This is a genomic window from Chryseobacterium sp. MMS23-Vi53, from assembly GCF_047651245.1.
Lineage (GTDB): Bacteria > Bacteroidota > Bacteroidia > Flavobacteriales > Weeksellaceae > Chryseobacterium.
Genome location: NZ_CP180265.1, coordinates 857,392 through 880,522, shown reverse-complemented (window position 1 = coordinate 880,522; position 23,131 = coordinate 857,392). Strand labels below are relative to the sequence as shown.

The following is a 23,131-nucleotide window of genomic DNA, read 5'->3' as shown; positions in this document are numbered from 1 at the left end:
AAAATCAATCAACAAATTTTTAAATCAATTATCATGAATATAGATGACCTAAAAAATACATGGAACACAGACGATTCTTTTGAAGAGACGCCTGAAATCTCCACCGAACAAAGAAAAAGAATGCACCTTCCACTTGAAAAAATTCGTAAAAATATGCGCATGGAATTTTGGTCGACCGTCGGAATTTTTGTTTTCGCTTTTGGCTTGATTGCTGTTGCTCCGGGTCCTTTTAAATTTAAATTTTACATTACTATTCTTATTGCATCGATGGTTTTCGTTACATTTTTCTTTTTCAGTCAGTTTTTTAAATTGTATAAAAATATGAGTGATACGATGATGAAAACTTCGGAAAGTCTGCAGGATTTATTGCACCAGTTTAATTTAAATAAGCAATATTACCTGTCTTTTTATTTGTCTTTTGTACCTTTTTTAGTCTGTGAAATCATTATTGTTTTAGAATTTATTCCGCGACCAGTTCCGTTGTCGAATTTGAAAATTGCAAGTATATTGATCGGTTCATTAGTGATTGTAATGCCACTTTTATTTTTGATAGGAAAATATTGGTTTAAAGCCTTTTACGGAAAATATATTAAACAAATTGAAGATCTTTTACTTGAATTGAAAGGATAAGGTTTCGGCGGGCTGAAAGCCCGCCGAAACCTTTTAATATGGAAAATTAAGCCTTCAGATTCACAATGGTTTTTGCAGAATCGGAAGCGATCAACAATCCTCCTGCCATCATAATAATGTCTTTTAAAACCAACCTTCCGGCTCCGGAAAGCAGAGGAAATCCATATTCAGAACTTCCCAAATCGGGAACCCAGACTTCGGGTGTTGTGATGAGAAATGAAAGGGTAACGAATGACATTCCTGCGGTCAAAATTCCACCAATTAATCCAATTTTTGGATAAAAAATTCCTAGTAAAACAGTAAATCCAATAATAACGATCGTAGTTCCCAATCCATAGGAAAAAATGTAGGTTCCGTTAGCTTCATGCCATTCGATATTTTTTTGTACGACTTCGCCTTCTTTGTTTTTGTGAAGCTTATAATTATCTTTATCAGAAACATTTTTGTTGAGCATAAAGCTCATAAAAGGAGAGTTCGCTACAAACGGAATAATTCCTTCCGCTTCGTAATGATAGGCTTTCAAACCGCCAATCCATGCCATAACGATAAAAATGCTTATTCTTAAAAAATGAATAAAATTTTTCTGTGAGTTTGCTAAGAGTTGTAACATAATTTATTTTTTTGACAAAGTTATGTTGAACTCAAACCTAATGAAATGGATGAAGATGGACGTTATTTGTACAAATCTGCCACGATAGAAATTCCTCCCTCTTTTCGGAACCGAGTGGGAGAGATTCCGGTGTATTTTTTGAAATATTTGCTGAAATGAAATTCATCATTAAAATTCAGCTCAACGGCAACTTCTTTGAATGATTTTCGCGTTAAATGGATCTGTTTTTTCGCCTCTAGAATAACTCTTTCCTGAATAATTTGTGACGGTGTTTTATTAAATTTAGACTTAATTTTTTTGCTTAAAGTATTGGATGTTACATTCAGTTTATCTGCATAAAAAGAAAGGTTTTTCTCCGTCAGAAAATATTCTTCCACCAAATTTTGGAAAGACTTTAATGAGTTGAAATCATCTTTTAATAATTCTTTATCGGGTAAAATTTTATTTTTTTCTTTGCTGCAAATCGCCAAAATAAGTTGAAGATATGATTGTAAAATAGAACCTGAAAATTCCTCTTTACGATCAACTTCCTCAATTTTTTTGAAATAATTTAAAATATCATTAAATACATCTTCACTCAAAGTAAAATGCGGAAATAAGTAAATGTTATTGAATAACAGTCCATTACAGGCAACTTCATTTTTGTGAAATTCAATACAGTAAAAATCGCTATGAAAATCCAATATATTAATTTCAATTTTTTCGTCACTCAAAATCTGAATATTCTGAAACGGTGTTGAAAAGAAAATCATTCTGCCATCAAAATCATATTCAGTAAAATCAACAACAATTTTCCCTTTTCCAATAAATAGAAAAATATGATACATCGAATCACTAAAAACAGATTTAAAATATTCTGAATCCTTTTTATCAATAGAAAAAAATGAACCTTCCATGAGATAAAACTACATAATTTTCTGAAATTAAAGTTATTTTTTACGGGTTTTCTCTTTCTCAATTTCATGAATCACCCAATCCATCTGCGGATCTTTTTTCTCAATAATATCCTCGATATCTGTCTCAATTTTCACATCAGGAATTACCCCTCTTTTATTGTTTAAAAAAGTAATATTCGGCTGTACCAAAAGTAATCCGATAGGCAAATCGATATCAGAATTGGGCAATGTCTGATAAGAATAAAATCCGGCAACTGTTCCGTCGTTCGCTCCGCCGGTTTCTTCGCCGACAAGAGTTGCTCTTTTATCATTTTTGAGTTTCGAAGTGATTATTGATGAAGCAGAAAAGCTTCCCCCATTAATTAAAACGAAAACTTTTCCGTTAAAAACATTTTTATTAGGCTGAGTTAATTTATCTGCCTTCACTTTATAGAAAACTTTTCCGTCTTTTTTATAAGTACTGAAAGTTTGGGCAAAGAAGAAAGAAGGATAAGTCAGACTTTTATAGGCATATTGCAAAGCATTACTTTTTCTGAAATAATTGGTTTTCAAAGGGGTAGACTTGGAAGTGACTTGCGAAGGTTTAATTAAAATAAAAGGATTGGGCGAAAGATAAGAATACAAATTATTGATTTCATCCAAAGAACCTCCGTAATTATCTCGAACGTCAAGAATTAAATAAGAAGACTTACCATTTTTAATCTTTTCAAAGGTTTCTCTATAAAATTTTTCAGAATAATCTTTGGAAAAACTTTTCACTTTAATGTAAGCAACTGTGCTGTCTTTTCCTAAAAATTTGAAATTTCGATTATAAGAATTATTAAACGCGACATAATCGTTTACTTTTTTCTCCGAAGTTCGCTTCTCTTGCTCCTTTTCTTTTTTAATGTCGCTTTCAGATTTTGATTCTCTAGTCAAGTTGTAAGTTTTCTTTTCGCCTTGATAAAAAGTCTCAATTTTTGCAGAGTTGGCAAATCCATATTCAGCAATATAAAAATAGAAAAACCAATCTTTCAGGAAGTACGATTGAAAAGTTGTATTGTAACCATCACTGCTTACCAATTGTCGATATTTTTTCAAATATTCTGAAACAGGAATATCATTAATCGCCAAAACTTCAGTTCCGGGTTTAATATTCTCTAGAGAATCCGGATTTCGAATAATAAACAACCGATCATCTTTTACAAAATATTCAAATCGGCTGAACATCGCTTTTTTATTTTCTAATTCTTTAATTTCCTTCTTAGATAGTTTTTTTCTTGGAATTCTTAAAGATAAATGCCCTTCGCGGATGTCGGCGATAATGGGTTGTAATTTAAAATAAAACTGAAGCGGAGTAAGAGGTTGATTTATAGTTTGTTTTATGCTGTCAAATTTACGTTCCAGCTCGTTTTTCGAAATATACCAGTATAAATTTGGATGCATTTCTTTCAGTTTAGCATATGCAAAATCCACATCTTCCTTCAGCTTTTCCGGCTGAATTTGAGATGCCCTCTGCTCGTTATGCTTCCTGATTTTTACGGCAGAACATGAAGCCAGTAAGATAATTAGTAGTGATATTAAATAATTTTTAGACACGATTGAGTTTTTCGGACGTAAAATTAAAAAGTTTAAAATAATAAATTGATTATATGTGCAATAAAATATTCAAAAATCGGTATAAATTTAGTTAAAAAAAATAAAGGAAATCTGCTTTCCAATCGTCAAATAATATTAAAGTTATACATTTGAAACCTATTTTTTCAAGAAAATGATCTACACAATTATTACAATCGCGGTCGTGGCCGTTTTATTATATTTTATCATCACAAGTCAGCAGGTTTTTGGAGCGGAAGCGAAAGGAGCAAGACTTGAAAGAATGCAAAAATCTAAACATTATAAAGACGGACAGTTCCAAAATTTAAGCTATACCCCCTCATTGGCGGAAGGTTATTCGATGCCTAAAGTAATGTATGATTTCTTTTTCAAAAAGAAAAATCCGCTTATAAAACCGTTAAAAGATATCCCGTCAATTCATACGGATCTTAAAAATTTACCAAAAGATCAGGATGTTTTTGTCTGGTTGGGACATTCGTCTTATTATATTCAAACAGATGGAGTTTCATTTTTAATTGATCCTGTACTAAGTTTGTATGGTTCTCCATTTAAATTTTTCAATAAAGCATTCTCTGGAGCGGATATTTTTAAGCCAGAAGATATTCCGAATTTAGATTATTTAGTTATTACCCACGATCATTACGATCATTTGGATTATCCGACTGTAAAAGTATTGAAAGACAGAGTTGAGAAAGTTATTTTGCCATTGGGCGTTGGTGCACATTTGGAAAGATGGGGCTATAATCAAGAGCAATTGATTGAAGAAGAATGGGATACGGAAGTGGTTTTAAAAAATAATATTAAAATTATCTACACTCCTGCAAGACATTTTTCGGGTAGAAAAGTGAAAAGAAATGTCACACTTTGGACTTCTTACGTTTTGGAAACACCAACTAAAAAAATATTTTTAGGAGGTGACAGCGGTTACGACACGCATTTTAAAATGATTGGTGAAAAGTACGGACCTTTCGATTATGCAATTATAGAAAATGGCCAATATAACGAGGCTTGGAAATATATTCATGCACTCCCAGAGGACGTGATTCAGGCTTGTATTGATTTGAACGCAAAAAATATTATTCCTGTTCACTCTTCAAAATTTGCCCTTGCTTTACACGCTTGGAACGAGCCTTTAGAAAAGGTAACAAGTTTGGGAAAAGATAAAAATCTACATATTTTGACACCTTTAATTGGTGAAACTGTCGACTTAAATAAAGCTGACAACCAGTTCAAAATTTGGTGGGAAGATTAATTTACGCGTGCCAAATATCTTTATATCTTTTAGGATGATTTTCAAATTGTTGTCTCACAAAATCGCATTCAGGATCTACCATTAAGTCTTTTTCTTCAACATAACGCACCAACTCGTCCAGAAGCATTTTAGCATATCCCTGTCCTTCATGCTCTTCATTGAGCTTAGTGTAGTATACGATCAGCAACTTACCGTCAATTTCTATGGACATATAACCTGCTTTTTTTCCGTCAATTAATATCTGCAGCTCATCCTGATATGGAGATATTTCAAATTTTATATTTTCCATAATTATTGAGATTTAGTCGGTTTTACAATGTTTTTACGAATCTTATCACAATTCTCTTCTTAAAATTACAAAATTTTGAGATTAAATAATAAAGATTTTTTAAGATTTATAAATTAATAACAATTTTTAACTCTATTAAATTTTAATTGAAATTTAAATCAAAATAAATAAAAGATTGTCAATTAATTACATCATCTTTAACAAAGATTGTGAAAGACATTTATCATTTTGGCATTTTAATTGAAAATTCTCATGTAGTTAATTTAAAATGAAACGAAATGAAAAAGTTGTTATTAACTGTAATGCTTATGGGAGCATTTGGTTTAAGTTATGCACAATCAGATTATTATAATGATTATAGAAGAAGTGTTACTGACATCAACTGGCAAACTGTGATAGCAGATTTATTATTGTCACAAACTCAGGCCAACGAAATTTATTCGTTAAATGACAGATATCACGATTATAATTCCTGGAACAAAGTCTACGTTCATAATCCTGACAGATGGAGAAATGACAGATATGTTGAGTTGGAAAGAATCATGGGACGTGAGAAATATTTGAAGTTCAAAAATAAATATTATAAAGGTCAAAATCCGGTTGCTGTTTATAACCGAAATAAAAATAATGATAAAAAATATAAACACATTGAGAAAAAAATGTACAAGTCAAAAGATAAACACGGACATCATCATTAAACCAATTTTCAACTATACATTCAATTTTGAAGTGGTTAATCGAAAGGTTAGCCATTTTTTTATGAAAAATAATTCCATACGCGAATCCCGAAGGGACGACTTAAAACACGGTAGGATAAAATCATATTAAAAATATTATAAATAAATGAATTAAAAATTCATAAAATCACCCCCTTTGAATTTTCGTCACCAAATTCATTTTATCAATACAAATAATTTTTCAATAAAAAATATGTTTGAATTTTATAATTTTGCATCATGGAATCTAATGAAACAGTAAAAGGATTTTACAAGCGAGTTGGTTTGCAATGTATAAAAACGCCAGGAGTAGGACATTTTAATGTCTTTTCACGTGAAAATTGTTCTTTAATTACACCTTACAGTAGGAGGGATTATTATAAAATTTCATTAATTATAGGAAAAGGTAAACTTCATTATGCAGATAAGTGGATTTACGTTGATCAGCCTGCTTTACTGTTTTCGAATCCTGTAATTCCTTATTCATGGGAAGCGGAAAATGATGATCAGAAAGGATTTTTCTGTCTTTTCACAGACCATTTTTTGTACGATGGAAACCGTTTGGGAATGCTTCAGGAATCACCGCTTTTCAGAATTGGAGGAACTCCGGTTTTCTTTATTGATGAGGAACAGCAGAAAACGGTGTCAGATATTTTTATTAAAATGATGACCGAAATTCAGTCAGATTATTTGCATAAATATGATATGCTTCGTGCTTATCTTCATCTTCTGATCCATGAAACATTGAAAATGCAGCCTGCTGAAAATTTCGAGCCTTATCAAAATGCTTCACAAAGAGTGGCTTCGTTATTTATGGAATTGCTGGAAAGACAATTTCCTATTGACAGTCCTGAGAGGTTTTTAAGATTGAAAACTCCGACAGATTATGCAGAAAATCTTTCGATTCATGTAAATTCATTAAATCGTTCAGTGAAAGAAATTACAGGAAAAACAACGACTCAGCAGATTACTTCGAGAATCATTCAGGAAGCCAATGCTTTATTGAAGCATACAGATTGGAATGTCTCTGAAATTGCTTACGGATTGGGGTTTGAAGAGCCTTCTTATTTTACCAATTATTTTAAAAAGCAAACAGGAATGACACCAAACACAGTTCGAACTTCTGTTGTTTGAATTTTATAATTCTTCGTTTGAATTGTGTATGATGATAGATGAATTTCAACTGTAAATTTGCTGTATAAATTTAAAATCACAAGCTATCATGAAATTTAGAAAATTAGGAAACACAGGAGTACAGTTATCTGCCATCGGTTTGGGATGCATGGGAATGAGTTTTGCGTACGGACCGACAGATGAACAGGAGAGTATCAGTACTTTACACAGAGCTTTAGATTTAGGAATCAACTTTTTGGATACTGCAGATATGTATGCGAATGGTGAAAACGAAAAATTGATTTCCAAAGTTTTGGTTTCGAATCGTGATAAAATTTTTATTGCAACAAAATTCGGATTCAGGTTTAAAGATGGAAAAGCAAGTCACAGCGGCGCTCCGGGAACTTATTTTGACGGTTCGCCAGAGTGGATTAAAAAAGCAGTTGATCTAAGTCTTCAGAGATTAAAAATTGATGAGATCGATTTATACTATGCTCACAGAGTCGATCCTAACATTCCTGTAGAAGAGACAGTAGGGGCAATGGCAGACTTGGTGAAAGCCGGAAAAGTGAAGTATTTAGGATTGTCAGAAGCTTCCGCAGAATCTATCAGAAAAGCGAATAAAATTCATCCGATTACAGCGCTGCAGTCAGAATATTCTATTTTAACAAAGGATGTGGAGAAAGAAATTCTGCCAACGATTAGAGAGTTGGGAATTACTTTAGTGCCGTATTCACCGTTGGCTCGAGGACTTTTTTCGAATATTAATGACGTTCAGCAATTTGGTGACGAAGATTTCAGAAAATCACTTCCCCGTTATCAAGCGGAATATTTGGAAAATAATAGAAATTTAGCCAAAGAAATTAATGATTTTGCCCAATCTAAAGGAGTTAAAGGAACACAGTTGGCTCTGGCCTGGGTTCTCAATCAGGGTGAAGATATTATTCCGATTCCGGGAACAAAACGTATTAAATATTTAGAAGAGAATATCGATGCCATCAACCTCGAACTTTCTTCATCAGATTTAGAAACTATCGACGCTATCTTGAAAAAATATCCCAATATTGGCGAAAGATACAGCGAAGGTTCTATGAAATTAGTCAACAACTAAAAATTATACAATTTGGATTCCTGAATTTATTTTCAGGAATTTGAATTTTTTATGAAAAGATTTAATGAAAGAGATGGTAACACTCAAAGAAAAAAATAAATTTATTGCTACAATTTTAGCATTTGCCGTTATTCCGATGTCGGGTTTGGCAACGGATATTTATCTGCCTTCGATGCCGAGCATGGCAACAGAACTGCATCAGACGGAAAGCAATATCCAACTTACTTTATCTATATTTTTAATCAGCTACGGATTGACACAGTTTTTTGCGGGAAGCATTGTCGATTCATTTGGAAGGTATAAGGTTTCAATGGCTTCCTTGGCTTTATTTGTAGTGTCTTTTTTAATTACAGCAACGACTCAAAATATTTTTGTAATCTATGCAATGCGTGTGTTACAGGGAGTTTTATCCGGTTTTGCCGTGGTTTCCAAAAGAGCGTTTTTTGTGGATGTTTATGAAGGGGATGAGCGAAAACACTATTTAAGTATCATGACCATCGTTTGGTCTGTAGGGCCGATCATAGCTCCGTTTATTGGTGGTTATTTACAAAAAAGCTTCGGATGGCAGTCAAATTTTTATGTTTTGGCTGGATACAGTTTATTACTTTTGATATTAGAGTTTATATTTTCCGGTGAAACATTGAAAAAGAGAAATCCTTTTCGTTTTGAATTTCTTATTCAGGAATATAATTCAATGTTTAAAGCAAAAGATTTCTTCTACGGAATGGTAATGTGCGGGCTGAGCTATTCCATGATTATGTTCTTCAATTTATGTGGATCATTCATTATTGAGCATAAAATGGGCTACTCGGAAGTCGTTGCAGGTTATGTTTCTCTGATTTTGGGTTTTGCGTGGATGACAGGAGGGTTTTTAGGAAAAGCATTAATCAATAAAGCATTTTTGCCTAAAATTCGTTACGCAAACTTTGCCCAATTATTTTTAATCATTTTGATGTTTATTGCTTCATATTTTTCAAATAACATTTATAGTCTGGTGGCCTTTGCATTTTTAATTCATGTGACGGCTGGATTTATCTTTAATAATTACTTTTCTTACTGTATCGGAAGATTCCCGAATTCAGCAGGGATTGCAGGTGGATTGACAGGCGGAGTTGCTTTTATCATCACATCAGCAATCAGTTACGGAATTGTAGCCGTCATCAGGCCACAGATTCAGTTACAGGTTGCAGAAGGCTACTTTGTATTGGGAATTTTAGGATTGTTTATTTTAAGTATGATTAAACTAAGAAAAGCCCATGCTTAAATTTTAACCACAAAAGATTTAAAAGTTATTATTTGGGAATGTTTAATTTTAGTAAAAAAGAAATTAAAAGTTCTCAAAAGAATAAAAATATAGATTTTTAAAAACTTATGTATTCTTTTTTACAGTTTAATAATAAACTTAAAATATAAAGTGTTAATCTTTTGTGACTTTTGCGGTTAAAACGAAAATTTTAAATAATATTTATTTTTTCTACTCATAATTTTCTACAATAAATCCTCCCAAAATCTGGGAGGATCTATTTTTTACATAAGTAAAACCTGAATAGTTGTGCATTGTAAAAGACGAATATATTTTGCTTTTACTTTAATTTATTTTAATTTTTTTTCAATAAGTTTAAATTTAATGACTAAGCTTCTCCAAAAATCAGTTCTGGATGATAAATTTTTCTAAACATGATGTAGGTTACTGAAAGGACTGTAAACGCTACAATCGCATCAATTGTTGCCGGAAAACCAAGCACTGCAATTTTTGAAAAAAATGCGAAAGTAATATCAAAAAACATTCCTGCGAATACCCATTCTTTCAGTCTTAAAAGCTTGTTTGGAAGTAATAAGACCATGATTCCAGCCAGCTTAAATACACCCAAAATGTAGATGAAATGTGGCGGATAGCCTAATTGTCGAGTGATATCCCAAACTACTGGATTTTTTGTCAGTTCAAAGAAACCGCTCGCCCCGAACCAAAGTGACATAAAGATTGCGCCTGACCAAAAGATGATTTTTGCTGTTTTTGTTTTCATAATTTTTTTGTTTTAAGTTGTTAATATTTTATTGTTTACGTTTTTTAATTAACAATTGCCTTTGTAGAAGCTACAATTTCGCCGCTTCTTGTATTTTGAACCAAACCGATCACTTCCCAATCGTTTACATTAAAATTATTAGGAATTGGAAACGTTGCGGTTCCTTCTTTACTGCTTAAATTCACAGGATATTGCTTATGAACAATTTGGTAATGATGTAGATTTCGACCTTCGTTTTCGCCTCCGCCAACTTGTGTCGAAGCGTGTTTTTCTACGAAAGTGATGAGTAATTTGTCTTTAGAATTGACTTGTGAAATATTATAATTAAAAATGATTTCTTTCGGAAGAATTTTAGCTTTTAAATCAATTTTATTATCATTTAAACCATTCAATTCGCTTGAAATAGTATTTTCTACTGTTGTTCTGTCCGAGCCTACAAACTCTGTTTTTCCATTAACTACCAATTGAGGAGTGTAAACCTGTGAACCCAATTTGTTGCTGTACTCCTGTTGACGCTGTGAATTTTGTGCGCTACTGAAACGGTCTTTCCAACCCATTCTGTTCCAGTAATCTACGTGATAAGAGAGAATGTAAACCGGCTGATCTTTGTATTTTTTTTCGATCTCGCCCATCAATTGATCGGCAGGTGGACAACTTGAACAACCTTCAGAAGTAAATAATTCCAACACAGCAAATCCGTCATTTTTTGTTGAAATATTTTGTGTTGCTGTTTCTTTTTTTTCCTCATGAACAAAGGCAGATACAGTGAACATCAATGCTACGAAAGCTCCCGTTCCTATTAGATTTTTTAGTATCATCTCTTTTTAATTTGATTCAAAAGTAGATACCTTTTCGAGGCGAAAGAATACAAAAAAGGTTCAACCGGACAAAAAGTAAGGTGAACCTGTATTTTATAAACTTGAAATTTTTTGTGAGTAAGGTGAAAAGTGAAGTTTCAGTTTTTAACGGTCTTCTAGCCAAGTAAAGAAACTGTGGGATTTTTCTTTATTAATTAACAATTGTTCCGGAGTGTCAACGGTTAATTTTACCAATATTTTTCGCTGAAAATAATGCTCCATTTCTTTAATTGCACTGAAATTTATGATGTATTGTCGATTAACTCTGAAAAATTGTTTTTGAGAAACCTGTTCGGCAATTTGTCCTAATGTTTGGGTAAGCTGAAATTGCTGTTTATCGAAAGTCATCAAATGCGTAATTTCATTATGAATAAAAAAATACGCAATATTTTCCGTTAGAATTGTGGTGTACTTTTGATTTTTAAAAACTAAAAAACTAGATTTTGCCGTAGTTTGTGGTTGAGTGATTTTTTGTAAAAGAGCTTCGAGTTCCGGAAGTTCTGTTTTCTGAAAAAATTTCTTTAATTCTTCCACTTTTCGGAATGCTTCGGCAATATCGTCTCGTGAAAATGGTTTTAAAACATAATCGACCCCTTTACTTTTAAAGGCATCGAGCATATATTGATCGAAAGCGGTACAAAAAACAACTGGACAAGTAATTTCAACCTGCTTGAAAATTTCAAAGGAAAGTCCGTCTGATAAATGAATATCCATGAAAATAAGATCGGGTTTACTTTCTTTAAGAGCTTCAATACTTGTTTCAATACTGTCATAAACACCGATGATTTTGGCTTCAGGTTTTAATTCTGCAATTAAATTATGTAGAGATTTGGCTGCTCTGAATTCGTCTTCAATAATGATTATATTCATGGATAAATGGTAGTTTTATTTGAAAGATTTTTTCGTTTGAATTAATTTCAATTTCCTGTTCCAGCAGGTGTTTGTATCGTAGTTTTACATTATCAAGTCCAATTCCTAATGAATCTTCAACGGTCATTTTTTTCTGAATTGGATTTTCAATGACCAATCTGTTTTCAGAATTATAAATCTTGATATGTAAAGGTTTGCTTTGTGAAACAATATTATGTTTAATGCAATTTTCAACTAATAATTGTAAAGTAAAAGGAGGAATTAATGTTTTTAAAACATCATCACTTAATTCTTTCGTAAGCGTAATTCCTTCACCAAAACGGGCTTTTTGTAGGAAAATATACGAATCAATAATTTTCATTTCTTCCTGCACGGTAATTAAATCCAGTTTTCTACTTTCCAATGTAAATCGGTAAAAATCAGAAAGTTTCATAATAAAATCAACAGTCTCAGAATCATTGGTTTCTGCCATTGATTTTAAGGTGTTTAAACTGTTAAAAAGAAAATGTGGATTGATTTGCTGTTTTAATAATTCAAACTGAGCGCCAAGATTATCACTTTTTACTTTTTCCAATTCAAGCTGAACTTGTTGTCCTGCGTAATTATTTTGCAATAAAGTCAGAAACATATAACAGACAAGGTTGATCAAAATCCCGCGAACCTCGATCATTAGCATGGTTGGACCAAAATTGATATGTGATAAAATAAGTTGCTGAATCCAAGCCAGACCGAACATGATGATCATCCCGAAAGCCAAAACGACCATCAGTCTTGAATATGAAATATTTTGTCGTCTTTTTCCGGAATTTTGGTTCAGCATATAAATGTTGAGATACCACATAATCACAGAAAAAGCAGCTGTAATAGCCGAATTGACAACGGCTTCCTCCCAATTGAAAGCGTGAGAAGCCAGCTGTGGAACCGATGATAAAACTCCTAAGAAAATAGAACTTATCCAAATGACGGCTTGTGAAATTTTTATTTTTTGTTGCTGCATGACAACTGCGAATTTAAAGGTGTTAAGGTAGGTAAAATGCGTTAAATTTAATAGTGAATTGTGAATTTTGCTTAGTAAGTCGTAAGTCAATTGTAAATTTGTTAACTGAAAAAAATCACAAGTGAAAAGAATAGAGGATTCACTTTTCACTTTACAAAAATCCAGAGCCGATTTCTCAACTCCGGATCTTCACATTTCACTTTTACCATTATTACGGTCTTACGACAGGTTTATAACTCATGATATATTTTATCCTTTCTTCTTTATTAGGTTGAATTTTTTCTTTTTCAGAAGAGTTTTTCACCGAATAAGAAATATTTCCTTTTTTATCTGCATTCATAGTTTCTACGCTTAATAATTCCCCTGTAATTGTTCCTCCGATATATTGAGGATTTTCATGGTATTTCCAGGTGACTAATTTAAATTCAGAATTGGGTTTCGGTTGATTATTTTCATTAGTTAAAGATTCCAGCGCTTCCTGGTTTCCATACAAAGCAGATGAGGTTTCCTTTGTAGTATTTAATGAAGTCGAAATGAACTTTAAATTTCCGGGATCAAAAACGACACGATGTAAATCTTTATCCGGTTCGTCGATTTTACAGGCAGTGAATATGGCACAAATGGATACGATGATTAGCAATATTTTTTTCATTATTTCTGAAGGTTTTTAATTAATCTTTCGGTATTTACTTTCATTGGTACATCAAACAGATATCCTGTTTTTTCGGCTAATTGTCGGTGACAGGCGATGCAGGATTCTCTGGCAAAATCTGCTGTTTTTCCGGTTGGATGAAGATCGTTTCCTGAAAATTTTGCAAATCCCCAGCCTTCGGTATCGGTATATTTTTTAGAATCTTTAACCATGAATTGTGCATTTACGAATTCTCCGGCTCTTACTTCTCCGTCCGCTAATTTTTCCTGTTTCCAAACAGATTTTACAACGATGCTTCCATCTGGCCACGGATGAAAATCTTCGGTTTCAATGGCTTTTACGGCAATATCATTTCCATAAATTACACGAACCGAATTATCAAAAAGAGTACTCATACTGATGACTTTCCAATTTTTGTAATCATCTGTATACTTTACGCCATTGGGAGAAACCGGAAATTTTGAAGATGTAGTATTTTCTTTAATCTTGATATTTTGATGGATATCTTTCAATTCTTTTTTTGACGGAACAGCACTGGAAAGAGAAAGTGTATATTTTTTAATCACTTCGATATCTTTTGCTGTAACTTTTGCAGATGGATGAAGCAATGTATATTCATGAAGCGGCATTTTTCCGCTTTGCATCATATTGAGAATCGCATACATATTTCCTTTATGTTCACCAGGAGAATCTGTATATTCTGAGAAATTAAGTACTTCTCTCGCTCTTTTCACGTCCTTGTCTACCGCCCATGAAATCGGAGCAATTTTATCATACCAACCTAATTTTTGTTCGTTGGAATGACAACTGAAACATGAATTTTCCAAAATAGCTAATACTTCGCGAGGCGCTTCGATTTTTCTTGCAACAGGTTTTCCTTCTAATGGCTTGTTGAAAAGCTGTAAAGTTCCAAAGATTATTAAAACCGCCAAGAATACTATGGCAATGGGTTTTACGTTTCTTTTTTTCTTTATTGAGTCCATAATAGTTGATTTTTTTTATGGATCAAAAGTAGTGGAGTGAAGGTGGTTTTGAAATCAGAAATTAGGTGAACCGGACAAATGGAAAGGTGAGAATGGAATTTTTGGGGATTAATAGGAAATGAAGTTAGATGATGGAAGCTGGAAGTTTGTGTGCATTTTATCGACCTCCAGCTTCCAACTTCCAGCTACAACAGCATTCCGCCGTCGATAACGATTTCAGTTCCTGTCATGAAACTTGAAACACGATCATCAGATAAGTAAACAACCAATTTTGCAACATCTTCTGCTGTTCCCATTTTTTTCAGAGGAATAAGGTCGATTAAATAATCATTTAAGCCGTTTAAGGTTGCTTCGTCTAATCCAGCTTTCGTCATTACCTCTGTTTTTGTCGGTCCCGGGCTTACCATATTTACACGGATTTTTCTCGGAGCTAATTCTGCCGCAGCCGTTTTTGCAATAGAATTTAAAGCTGCTTTACTTGCCTGATATGCCGAACTGTTAGGTTTGTAAGTTGATGCTACAATCGAAGACAGGAAAACGACAGAAGCACCATTATTCAATAATGGGATGAATTTACTCAAAGTAAAATAAGCTCCTCTAAAATTAATGTTCATCACACTGTCAAAATTTTCGACCGGCATATTTTCAATTGGAATTAAACCTCCAGTAATTCCTGCGTTGATAAATAAAATGTCAACTTTTCCGTATTTGTTTTCAACTTCGCTTTTTAATAAATCAATATCATCAAGATTTGCCTGATCCGCAAAAAACGGTATTGCTCCCAATTCGTCTGCCGCTTTTTCAACCGCTTCTTTTCGTCTTCCGGTGATGATTACTTTTGCTCCTTCTTCGATTAATTCTTTTGCGGTTGCATATCCAATTCCGCTGTTTCCGCCAGTTACGATGGCTAATTTGTTATTAAACTTTTTCATTTCTTTAAAATTTTTGACAAAGTTATTTCAAATTGATATACTTTTGTAACCAGTATCACAGAGTATATCAGTATCATCAATGATATCATTTAACTTTGCAGCTATGGAAAGAGATCAAACCGAAGAGCTTAGAGCATTGCAGGACACGCTTTATTTTATTGGAGGAAAGTGGAGAATTCCTGTCATCAATTCCCTTTGCAACGGAAACAGACGTTTTCGTGAGATCGAAAGAAGTATTCCGGGAATTACAACCAGAATGCTTTCAAAAGAGTTGAAAGACATGGAATTAAATAAATTAGTCAAACGAAATGTCTATCCGGAAACTCCCGTTTTAATTGAATATGAAGCAACGGATTATTGCAGAACGTTTGGAAATATTATTCAGGAAATGATTATTTGGGGAAGGGAGCATCGGAAAGTGATTGTAGAGAATAAGATTTAAATTTTAAACATAAATAGCACAAATGTTTTTCGCAAATAACGCAATTATAATGGCTTTTTACATCAATAGGAACGGGCTTTAGCCCGTTTTCACTTTAAATATATTCAAAATTGGCTTTAGCCAAAACTTAAAAATATTTTACTATTACGCTTAGATTCTTCCTTCGTCAGAATGACAAATATATCGCATATTTCATTGTTTCATTTGTGAAAAACATTTGTGAAATTAGTGTTTAAGCCAAAAAAAGCCCCTTAAAAAAGGAGCTTTTCATTTATATCAAGATCGAAAATTAAATTCCGTCGATGATTTCATTTAAAACTGTACTCGGTCTCATTGCTGCATACGTTTTGTATGTATCAGTTTTGTAATAACCGTCAATTTGTTGAGGTTTACCTTGAGCACCGATTAATTCAGCATTGATAACTTCTTCGTTTTCCTTCATTGCTTCTGCAATTGGAGCGAATTGTTTAGCCAGTTCAGCATCAGCAGTTTGGTTTGTCAACGCTTCAGCCCAATACATTGCCAAATAGAAGTGAGAACCTCTGTTATCGATTTCTCCAACTTTTCTTGCAGGAGATTTATCTGTAGCCAAGAATTTAGCATTTGCTTCATCCAATGCATCAGCTAAAACCTGAGATTTTGTATTCCCTTGAGTTTGTGCCAAATGCTCTAAAGAAGCCTGTAAAGCCAAGAATTCACCTAAAGAATCCCATCTTAAATAACCTTCTTCAATGAACTGTTCAACGTGTTTTGGAGCAGAACCTCCGGCTCCTGTTTCAAATAAACCACCTCCGTTCATTAATGGAACGATAGAAAGCATTTTTGCAGAAGTTCCAAGCTCAAGAATTGGAAATAGATCTGTTAGGTAATCTCTCAATACGTTTCCTGAAACAGAAATGGTATCTTTTCCTTCTCTTGCTCTTTGCAACGTTTCAGTCATTGCATCTTTTACGTCAAGAATTTTAATATCAAGACCGTTGGTATCGTGATCAGCTAAGTATTTTTCAACTTTTTTAATCATTTCTCTGTCGTGAGCTCTTCCTTTATCTAACCAGAAAATTGCAGGAGTATCAGAAAGTCTAGCTCTGTTTACCGCTAATTTTACCCAGTCCTGGATCGGAGCATCTTTAGTCTGACACATTCTAAAAATATCACCCGCTTCAACTTTCTGAGAAAGAAGAACGTTTCCGTTTTCGTCCTGAACTTCAATGGTTCCCTCTGCAGATGCCTGGAACGTTTTGTCGTGAGAACCGTATTCTTCAGCTTTTTGAGCCATTAAACCAACGTTCGGAACAGAACCCATTGTTGTAGGATCTAGTTTTCCGTGAGCTTTCATATCATCAATTACAGCTTGATAGAAACCTGCGTAAGAACGATCCGGAATGATTGCAACTGTATCTTCTTCATTTCCGTCTTTGTTCCACATTTTTCCTCCGCCTCTTACCAAAGCAGCCATAGAAGCATCAACGATGATATCAGAAGGAACGTGGAAGTTTGTAATTCCTTTGTCAGAATTTACCATTGCCACTCTTGGTCCGTTTGCCAAAGCAGCTTCGATATCAGCCTTGATTTCAGCTTCCTGAGCATTTCCTTTGATTTTATCGAAAAGATCTGCAAGACCGTTGTTTGGATTGATATCTAAAGATTTGAAAGTCTCAGCATATTTAGTGAAAACTTCTTTGAAGAAAGTTTCTACGATTGCTCCGAAAATAATTGGATCAGAGATTTTCATCATCGTAGCTTTCAAGTGAGCAGAAAGAAGTACGTTTCTGTTTTTAGCTTCTTCGATAGCTTCCTGAACGAATGCTTTCAAAGCATTTAAATTCATTACAGAAGAATCAATTACTTCACCAGCCTGAAGACTTGCGTAGTCTTTCAACTGAGTTTCAGTACCGTCGTTTGCTTTAAAAACGATTTTATATTTTGTCGCATTCTCAAGAGTAGTCGAAGTTTCAGTTCCGTAGAAATCACCTCCGATCATGTGAGCAACATCTGTTTTGCTGTCAGAAGCCCAGTTACCCATTCTGTGAGGGTTTGCTTTTGCATAGTTTTTAACAGCTTTTGGAGCACGTCTGTCAGAATTTCCTTCTCTCAATACAGGGTTTACAGCACTTCCTAAAACTTTAGCATATTTAGCCTTAATTGCTTTTTCTTCGTCATTTTTAGGTTCTGCAGGATAATTTGGAACTGCGAAACCTTTAGCCTGTAATTCAGCGATAGCAGCATCTAATTGAGGTGCAGAAGCTGAAATATTCGGTAATTTGATAATGTTTGCATCAGGCTGAGTAGCCAATTGACCCAATTCAGCCAAAGCATCACCGATTTTCTGATCATCATTCAAAAATTCTGGGAAGTTTGCTAAAATTCTTCCTGCCAAAGAAATATCCGGAACTGCGATCTCGATGTTTGCTGATTTTGTAAAAGCTTTTACAATCGGTAAAAACGAGTGTGTCGCCAACATTGGAGCTTCGTCCGTAAGCGTGTAATAGATTTTTGATTTGTCCGACATTATACTGTTATTTATTATTTGATTTTTTAAGACTCACAAATTTAGTGATTATGATTCTTTTTTCAACTTATTTTAAATAAAAAAAGAGGCTTGTGCCTCTTTAAATTTATAATTGAACAATTGTATATGTTCCAGTAGCGTCAAAATTAATTTTAAAAGTGAGTTTGTAATTTTTAGGAGTGGAATTTGCTCCCGGGAAAGATATTTCTTGTCCATCAATATCAAAGTTTCCGTCACTAAGATTATCTCCAATTGTTTCGGAATTTCCGCCCCCCATTCCTAGACTTATTCTAAATCTAGTATTGGTAGTCACACCGTTTATTTGAATACTAAATGTATTTGTATTTGCATCATATGTGATATTTGATTGTGTTGAAGGCGATGTTCCTGTATATGAAATATATGGTGTAAAATTATAAATATATGGGGTATAAGCTGTAGTATTTCCAATAATTCCTGTTGGTTTTACATTTATTTGATAAAACCCGTTTGATGTAATATTGTATGAATTTCCATTAGGAACAAGTACATTACTTGAATCAGATCCATATACCATTGCTGAAGTATTTTGAGCGGTGATAAATTTTATCTGAGAATTTGCTGGAAAATATTTATAACCAAATTTTTCGTTAGAGTTTACTCTCAATAATTCAGCGTTTGTAGCATTGAAAGAATTGTAAGAACCATACATATATAAATTTTGAGGTAGGTTATTATTACCAGATTGTGCTTGTGGCAAACTCAAAGCTCCGCTATCATTCACGTTCAAAGTGTAAGCCGTTCCGTTTGGAGATGTGAGTGTTATTCCCTGTCCTGCGCCTGTTACAACAGTTTTACTTACCTGAGCATAAGGAACGCTCATTAATTGATTTACTCCAACGTTTGTGTAATTAGAACCGCCTTGTGGATCCATTTCCACTTTTACGAATTTGGTGTTTGCTCCCCAGTTGATTCCTCCGAAACTTCCTGTTGTAGCTGTTCCCTGACCAATATTTAAATTAACCAAACCTTTAGAGTTTGTCGTTTTACTGTGAGTTTCCGTATATAAAACTGTTCCTGTCGCAGAGTTTTCTAAAATGCTCACTCTCAAAGAAACGTTTCCATTGGCGATCGGAGCTCCCGAAGCATTGAAAGCAATTGTTTGATAACTAAAAGCCTGCGGAACTTGTGCACTTAATAAAGAAGCAATAAATAATCCTATAGTTGCGTATAATTTTTTCATGTTTTAAATAGTTTTTTTAAGGTTTTTTGATGATTTTAATTGGTTTTAGATCAGGATTTTTGAAAGTAATCATGTAAATTCCTGGAATTAAATTTCTTAAATCCAGTTTGTCAGATTCTAATTTTGACTTTAAAACAAGTCTTCCGTTCAGGTCATAAACTTCCACTTCATCGATTTTCGATCTGGAATTTAATTGAACATAAACAAAATCTGTAGTAGGATTCGGATAGATTTTTACCGTCTCTTTCTCAAGTTCACTTACTCCTAAAACTTGTAAAACCGTTTGATAAAGCATTCCCATCGTTCCTGAATTGTTTTGATCAGGATCGGTCGGGATCACATAGATTTCTCCGACAGAATGCGTAAAATTATCCGCAGAAACGGCTCCGGAATTGATGTTACCAATCACAGACTGGGCAAATCCGAAAAACGGCACTGCGAACAAAAACAAAGTAATTTTTCTTCGCATGATTATTATTTTTTATAAAAAGTCAGCGAATATAATTATTTTTTTATTTAAAATAATGATTGTCAGAGATAAGTATTTTTATTTTCACTTTAAGAATTATTTAACCATTATTAGATGGAAAAAATTTTCTTTTTTGATTAAATTTGAAAAACATTAAAAAAACAAGTTATGTCAAATATTACATTAAAAGGAAACGCTGTCAATACAATAGGAAATTTACCATCAGTAGGAACTACCATTAAGGATTTTGCTTTGGTGGACTCAGGTTTGAATGTAAAAACTCTTGAAAGCTTTGAAGGAAAGAAAAAAGTTTTCAATATTTTCCCAAGTATCGATACGCCAACTTGTGCGGCTTCTACAAGAAAGTTCAATGAAGAGGCTTCAAGGCTGGATAATACTGTTGTAATTAACGTTTCTAAAGATTTGCCATTTGCATTAGGAAGATTTTGTGCTGCAGAAGGATTGAACAATGTTGAAACACTTTCAGACTTCAGAAGCAGCTTCGGTGATGATTATGAAGTGACAATTTCAGATTCTCCATTAAAAGGTCTTTTAAGCCGTGCCGTAATCGTAACAGACGAAAATAATAAAGTTGTTTACACAGAGCAAGTTTCAGAAATTGCAGACGAGCCTAATTATAGTGCTGCAATCGAAGCTTTAAAATAATTTTAAAACAAAAATTTTAAGTAAAAGCCTTGTGAATATTTTCACGGGGCTTTTATTTTTTTACATCGAATGGTGTTTTGTTCTAGTATTAATTATTTTTAATTTAAATTTTAAATTGTTTGTCTTTGGTTGTTGCATTTTATTTGTAAAAAAGGATAGCTTTGCAAAAAATTAATAACCAGTGAAAAAAATTGTAACATTTTTATCAACCCTAGCTTTTGCTTTCGGGTTTTCTCAAGACGGGCTTTTGGATACAACTTATGGAAATTCAGGGTTTTACACTTATGATAGTGGAGCTTATGGTACTTGTATCGAAATAGATGCCAATCAAAAAATGGTGATCGGGACATATAATATGGATCGCACCTTTAAATTCTTTAGGTTCAATTCATCAAATCAATTAGATACTACTTTTGGTTCATCAGGTTCAACGTCAATCAATTTTGGGGGAGAAGATGTTGTATTATACGATATGAAAATCGGTGCAGATGGAAAAATCGTTGCAGTAGGATATTGGGAAGATACCAATAGCATCAACAGAAAAGATTTTATTGTAGTGAGACTAAATGCAAACGGAACATTAGACACTACTTTTAATGGCACAGGAAAGGTTACTGTTGCATTCGGTTCCAATGAAGACGTTGCCCATGCTGTAGCAATACAAAATGACGGTAAAATTTTAGTTGCAGGACATTCTTTCACAGGATCTTACAGAGATATTGCCATTGCAAGAATAAATGTAGACGGAACATTAGATAGTACATTTGGTACCAATGGAAAAGTTACCACAGATCTTGCAGGGAATAATGATGAAGCAACCTGTATTGCCATCAACACGGATGGTAAATTTGCGGTAGGAAGCTTTACTTATGGAGCAGGATCATCCACTATTTCTTCTGATTTTGGTATTGCGAAATATAATGCCAATGGATCTTTGGACACTTCATTCAGTTCAGATGGTAAACATGTTGTTGTAATTGGTGTAAATAACGATAAACCGGAGTCAATAGTTTTTCAAAGTAATGGGAAAATCTTAATAGGAGGATCTGCATTTATGTCTTCTGGAAGAGATGATTTTGCAATCGTAAGAATGAATACCAACGGAACATTGGATACATCTTTTAATACAGACGGTATTTTTACAACACCTCTAGGTTCATCGGATGATACAGCTCGTTCTATGAAATTGCTTTCAGACGGTAAAATTTTATTAGCCGGAACTGTTGCTTCGGGATCTTATACGGACATTGGTTTAATAAGAGTTACCAGCGCAGGTAATTTAGATACAACCTTCGGAACCAATGGGAAAACTCAGCAAGGATATGGTAATTTATCTGTGATTAAAGATATGGATGTAATGAGTGACGGGAAGATAATGGTTTGTGGATCTGCAGGTACAACAAATATTTTTCTGGCAAGATTCGGTGGATCAACACCTTTATTCTTGGAAACAAATGATTTGAGACAGGATAAAAAAGAACTTTCGGTATATCCTAATCCTGTAAGCGATGTATTATATTCTGATGAAAAGCTGGAGAATTTTGAATTATATTCAGCAAACGGAAGTTTAATAAGATCGGGAAAAAATGAAAACAGCATCAATGTTCAGGATCTTCCAAAAGGAGTTTACATGCTTAAAATCAAAAATAAAGAAATAAGCATAACGAAGAAAATAATTAAAAATTAATAAAATAAAAGCACTCTGAAAAGGGTGCTTTTTCTTATTATTGATAATTAAACCTAAATTATGAAAGCAGAACAAATCATCCCAATTTTAAGAATTTTCGATTATCAAAAAACAAAAGAATTCTACATCGATTGGCTGGGTTTTGAAATCGTCTGGGAGCATCATTTCGAAGAAAATACTCCCGTTTATATGGAAATAAAAAAGAATAATATTGTTCTTCATTTAAGCGAACATCATGGTGACGGAACTCCCGGAAGCAGGGTTTTCATTTGGGGAGAAGGCATTGCTGATTATCATAAAGAATTAATTGATAAAAAATATAAATATAACCGCCCGGGATTAGAAAAAACATTCTACGATGCCGTATCTTTTACAGTTGATGATCCTTTCGGAAACAAAATCATTTTTAATGAAAAATTTGATAAAGAGAAACATAAAGAATTTGTTTAAACACAAATGGCACAAATGTTTTTCACAAATAAATACAAAAATAAAATAAGACACAAACATTTGCGCAATCAGCAAAATCTGCGAGAATAATTAAAATTATTTAAAAAAGAAACATTCTTGTAAATCTGTAAAATCTGTTTGAGAAAAAACATCCACAA

The 23,131-nt window shown here is 33.4% G+C and carries 24 protein-coding genes; 10 read left to right on the top strand and 14 right to left on the bottom strand.

The window, feature by feature from the left end; genetic code table 11:
- Positions 1-33 precede the first annotated feature (33 nt).
- The gene (locus ACKX2A_RS04005) at positions 34-630 is read left to right on the top strand and encodes a hypothetical protein (protein WP_415327746.1); all 597 of its coding nucleotides are present in this window, start codon (positions 34-36) and stop codon (positions 628-630) included.
- 46 nt (positions 631-676) lie between these two features.
- Here ACKX2A_RS04005 and ACKX2A_RS04000 read toward each other — a convergent pair whose 3' ends face one another.
- The 3 genes from ACKX2A_RS04000 to ACKX2A_RS03990 form a co-directional block, all read right to left on the bottom strand.
- A complete protein-coding gene (locus ACKX2A_RS04000; protein WP_415327745.1) occupies positions 677-1,240 on the bottom strand; it encodes a DUF417 family protein in 564 nt (187 codons plus the stop codon).
- Positions 1,241-1,302: 62 nt separating this feature from the next.
- On the bottom strand, positions 1,303-2,136 hold the full coding sequence (locus ACKX2A_RS03995) for a helix-turn-helix domain-containing protein (protein WP_415327744.1): 834 nt from the start codon (positions 2,134-2,136) through the stop codon (positions 1,303-1,305).
- 33 nt (positions 2,137-2,169) lie between these two features.
- Positions 2,170-3,714: a S41 family peptidase gene (locus ACKX2A_RS03990; RefSeq protein ID WP_415327743.1), complete on the bottom strand. Its 1,545-nt coding sequence runs from the start codon at positions 3,712-3,714 to the stop codon at positions 2,170-2,172.
- A gap of 172 nt (positions 3,715-3,886) precedes the next feature.
- Between ACKX2A_RS03990 and ACKX2A_RS03985 the strand changes: the two genes are divergently transcribed.
- Entirely contained in the window at positions 3,887-4,984 is a 1,098-nt protein-coding gene (locus ACKX2A_RS03985) for an MBL fold metallo-hydrolase (protein WP_415327742.1), read from the top strand.
- Between the two features lies 1 nt (position 4,985).
- Here ACKX2A_RS03985 and ACKX2A_RS03980 read toward each other — a convergent pair whose 3' ends face one another.
- The gene (locus ACKX2A_RS03980; protein WP_415327741.1) at positions 4,986-5,273 is read right to left on the bottom strand and encodes a GNAT family N-acetyltransferase; all 288 of its coding nucleotides are present in this window, start codon (positions 5,271-5,273) and stop codon (positions 4,986-4,988) included.
- Between the two features lie 278 nt (positions 5,274-5,551).
- On the opposite strand from ACKX2A_RS03980, the gene ACKX2A_RS03975 reads away from it, so the two are divergent.
- From ACKX2A_RS03975 to ACKX2A_RS03960, 4 genes are all read left to right on the top strand, one after another.
- Positions 5,552-5,971 (top strand): hypothetical protein, encoded by a 420-nt coding sequence (locus ACKX2A_RS03975; protein ID WP_415327740.1) that lies wholly within the window; start codon positions 5,552-5,554, stop codon positions 5,969-5,971.
- A gap of 258 nt (positions 5,972-6,229) precedes the next feature.
- The gene (locus tag ACKX2A_RS03970; RefSeq protein ID WP_415327739.1) at positions 6,230-7,123 is read left to right on the top strand and encodes a helix-turn-helix domain-containing protein; all 894 of its coding nucleotides are present in this window, start codon (positions 6,230-6,232) and stop codon (positions 7,121-7,123) included.
- 88 nt (positions 7,124-7,211) lie between these two features.
- Positions 7,212-8,213 (top strand): aldo/keto reductase, encoded by a 1,002-nt coding sequence (locus tag ACKX2A_RS03965; protein WP_415327738.1) that lies wholly within the window; start codon positions 7,212-7,214, stop codon positions 8,211-8,213.
- 73 nt (positions 8,214-8,286) lie between these two features.
- Positions 8,287-9,477, top strand: a complete 1,191-nt coding sequence (locus ACKX2A_RS03960; RefSeq protein ID WP_415327737.1) for an MFS transporter — start codon at positions 8,287-8,289, stop codon at positions 9,475-9,477.
- A 367-nt stretch (positions 9,478-9,844) separates the two neighbouring features.
- On the opposite strand, the gene ACKX2A_RS03955 is transcribed toward ACKX2A_RS03960, so the two are convergent.
- The 7 genes from ACKX2A_RS03955 to ACKX2A_RS03925 all read right to left on the bottom strand — a co-directional run bounded on the left by ACKX2A_RS03955 (position 9,845) and on the right by ACKX2A_RS03925 (position 15,528).
- Complete coding sequence (locus tag ACKX2A_RS03955) at positions 9,845-10,237, bottom strand: DoxX family protein (RefSeq protein ID WP_415327736.1); 393 nt, start codon at positions 10,235-10,237, stop codon at positions 9,845-9,847.
- Between the two features lie 44 nt (positions 10,238-10,281).
- A complete protein-coding gene (locus ACKX2A_RS03950) occupies positions 10,282-11,055 on the bottom strand; it encodes a DUF1223 domain-containing protein (RefSeq protein ID WP_415327735.1) in 774 nt (257 codons plus the stop codon).
- Positions 11,056-11,199: 144 nt separating this feature from the next.
- The gene (locus ACKX2A_RS03945) at positions 11,200-11,964 is read right to left on the bottom strand and encodes a LytR/AlgR family response regulator transcription factor (RefSeq protein WP_415327734.1); all 765 of its coding nucleotides are present in this window, start codon (positions 11,962-11,964) and stop codon (positions 11,200-11,202) included.
- Entirely contained in the window at positions 11,945-12,961 is a 1,017-nt protein-coding gene (locus ACKX2A_RS03940) for a sensor histidine kinase (RefSeq protein WP_415327733.1), read from the bottom strand. Before ACKX2A_RS03940 ends, ACKX2A_RS03945 begins: the two co-directional genes overlap by 20 nt.
- Before the next feature lie 211 nt (positions 12,962-13,172).
- Positions 13,173-13,613, bottom strand: coding sequence for a hypothetical protein (locus tag ACKX2A_RS03935; protein WP_415327732.1), 441 nt, complete (start codon positions 13,611-13,613; stop codon positions 13,173-13,175).
- Positions 13,613-14,596: a heme-binding domain-containing protein gene (locus ACKX2A_RS03930; protein WP_415327731.1), complete on the bottom strand. Its 984-nt coding sequence runs from the start codon at positions 14,594-14,596 to the stop codon at positions 13,613-13,615. The genes ACKX2A_RS03935 and ACKX2A_RS03930 overlap by 1 nt, the downstream gene beginning before the upstream one ends.
- 185 nt (positions 14,597-14,781) lie before the next feature.
- Positions 14,782-15,528, bottom strand: a complete 747-nt coding sequence (locus ACKX2A_RS03925) for an SDR family oxidoreductase (RefSeq protein WP_415327730.1) — start codon at positions 15,526-15,528, stop codon at positions 14,782-14,784.
- Between the two features lie 103 nt (positions 15,529-15,631).
- On the opposite strand from ACKX2A_RS03925, the gene ACKX2A_RS03920 reads away from it, so the two are divergent.
- A complete protein-coding gene (locus ACKX2A_RS03920) occupies positions 15,632-15,970 on the top strand; it encodes a helix-turn-helix domain-containing protein (RefSeq protein ID WP_312391003.1) in 339 nt (112 codons plus the stop codon).
- Between the two features lie 289 nt (positions 15,971-16,259).
- Here the strand turns inward: ACKX2A_RS03920 and ACKX2A_RS03915 are convergent, their stop codons facing one another.
- From ACKX2A_RS03915 to ACKX2A_RS03905, 3 genes are all read right to left on the bottom strand, one after another.
- Positions 16,260-18,479: an NADP-dependent isocitrate dehydrogenase gene (locus tag ACKX2A_RS03915; protein WP_415327729.1), complete on the bottom strand. Its 2,220-nt coding sequence runs from the start codon at positions 18,477-18,479 to the stop codon at positions 16,260-16,262.
- Positions 18,480-18,585: 106 nt separating this feature from the next.
- A complete protein-coding gene (locus tag ACKX2A_RS03910) occupies positions 18,586-19,701 on the bottom strand; it encodes a hypothetical protein (RefSeq protein ID WP_415327728.1) in 1,116 nt (371 codons plus the stop codon).
- Between the two features lie 16 nt (positions 19,702-19,717).
- The gene (locus tag ACKX2A_RS03905; RefSeq protein WP_415327727.1) at positions 19,718-20,170 is read right to left on the bottom strand and encodes a T9SS type A sorting domain-containing protein; all 453 of its coding nucleotides are present in this window, start codon (positions 20,168-20,170) and stop codon (positions 19,718-19,720) included.
- Positions 20,171-20,338: 168 nt separating this feature from the next.
- Between ACKX2A_RS03905 and tpx the strand changes: the two genes are divergently transcribed.
- The 3 genes from tpx to ACKX2A_RS03890 all read left to right on the top strand — a co-directional run bounded on the left by tpx (position 20,339) and on the right by ACKX2A_RS03890 (position 22,973).
- Positions 20,339-20,836 (top strand): thiol peroxidase, encoded by a 498-nt coding sequence (gene tpx / locus ACKX2A_RS03900; protein WP_415327726.1) that lies wholly within the window; start codon positions 20,339-20,341, stop codon positions 20,834-20,836.
- Between the two features lie 181 nt (positions 20,837-21,017).
- Positions 21,018-22,523, top strand: coding sequence for a T9SS type A sorting domain-containing protein (locus tag ACKX2A_RS03895; protein WP_415327725.1), 1,506 nt, complete (start codon positions 21,018-21,020; stop codon positions 22,521-22,523).
- Positions 22,524-22,583: 60 nt separating this feature from the next.
- Entirely contained in the window at positions 22,584-22,973 is a 390-nt protein-coding gene (locus ACKX2A_RS03890; protein ID WP_415327724.1) for a glyoxalase superfamily protein, read from the top strand.
- Positions 22,974-23,131 lie beyond the last annotated feature (158 nt).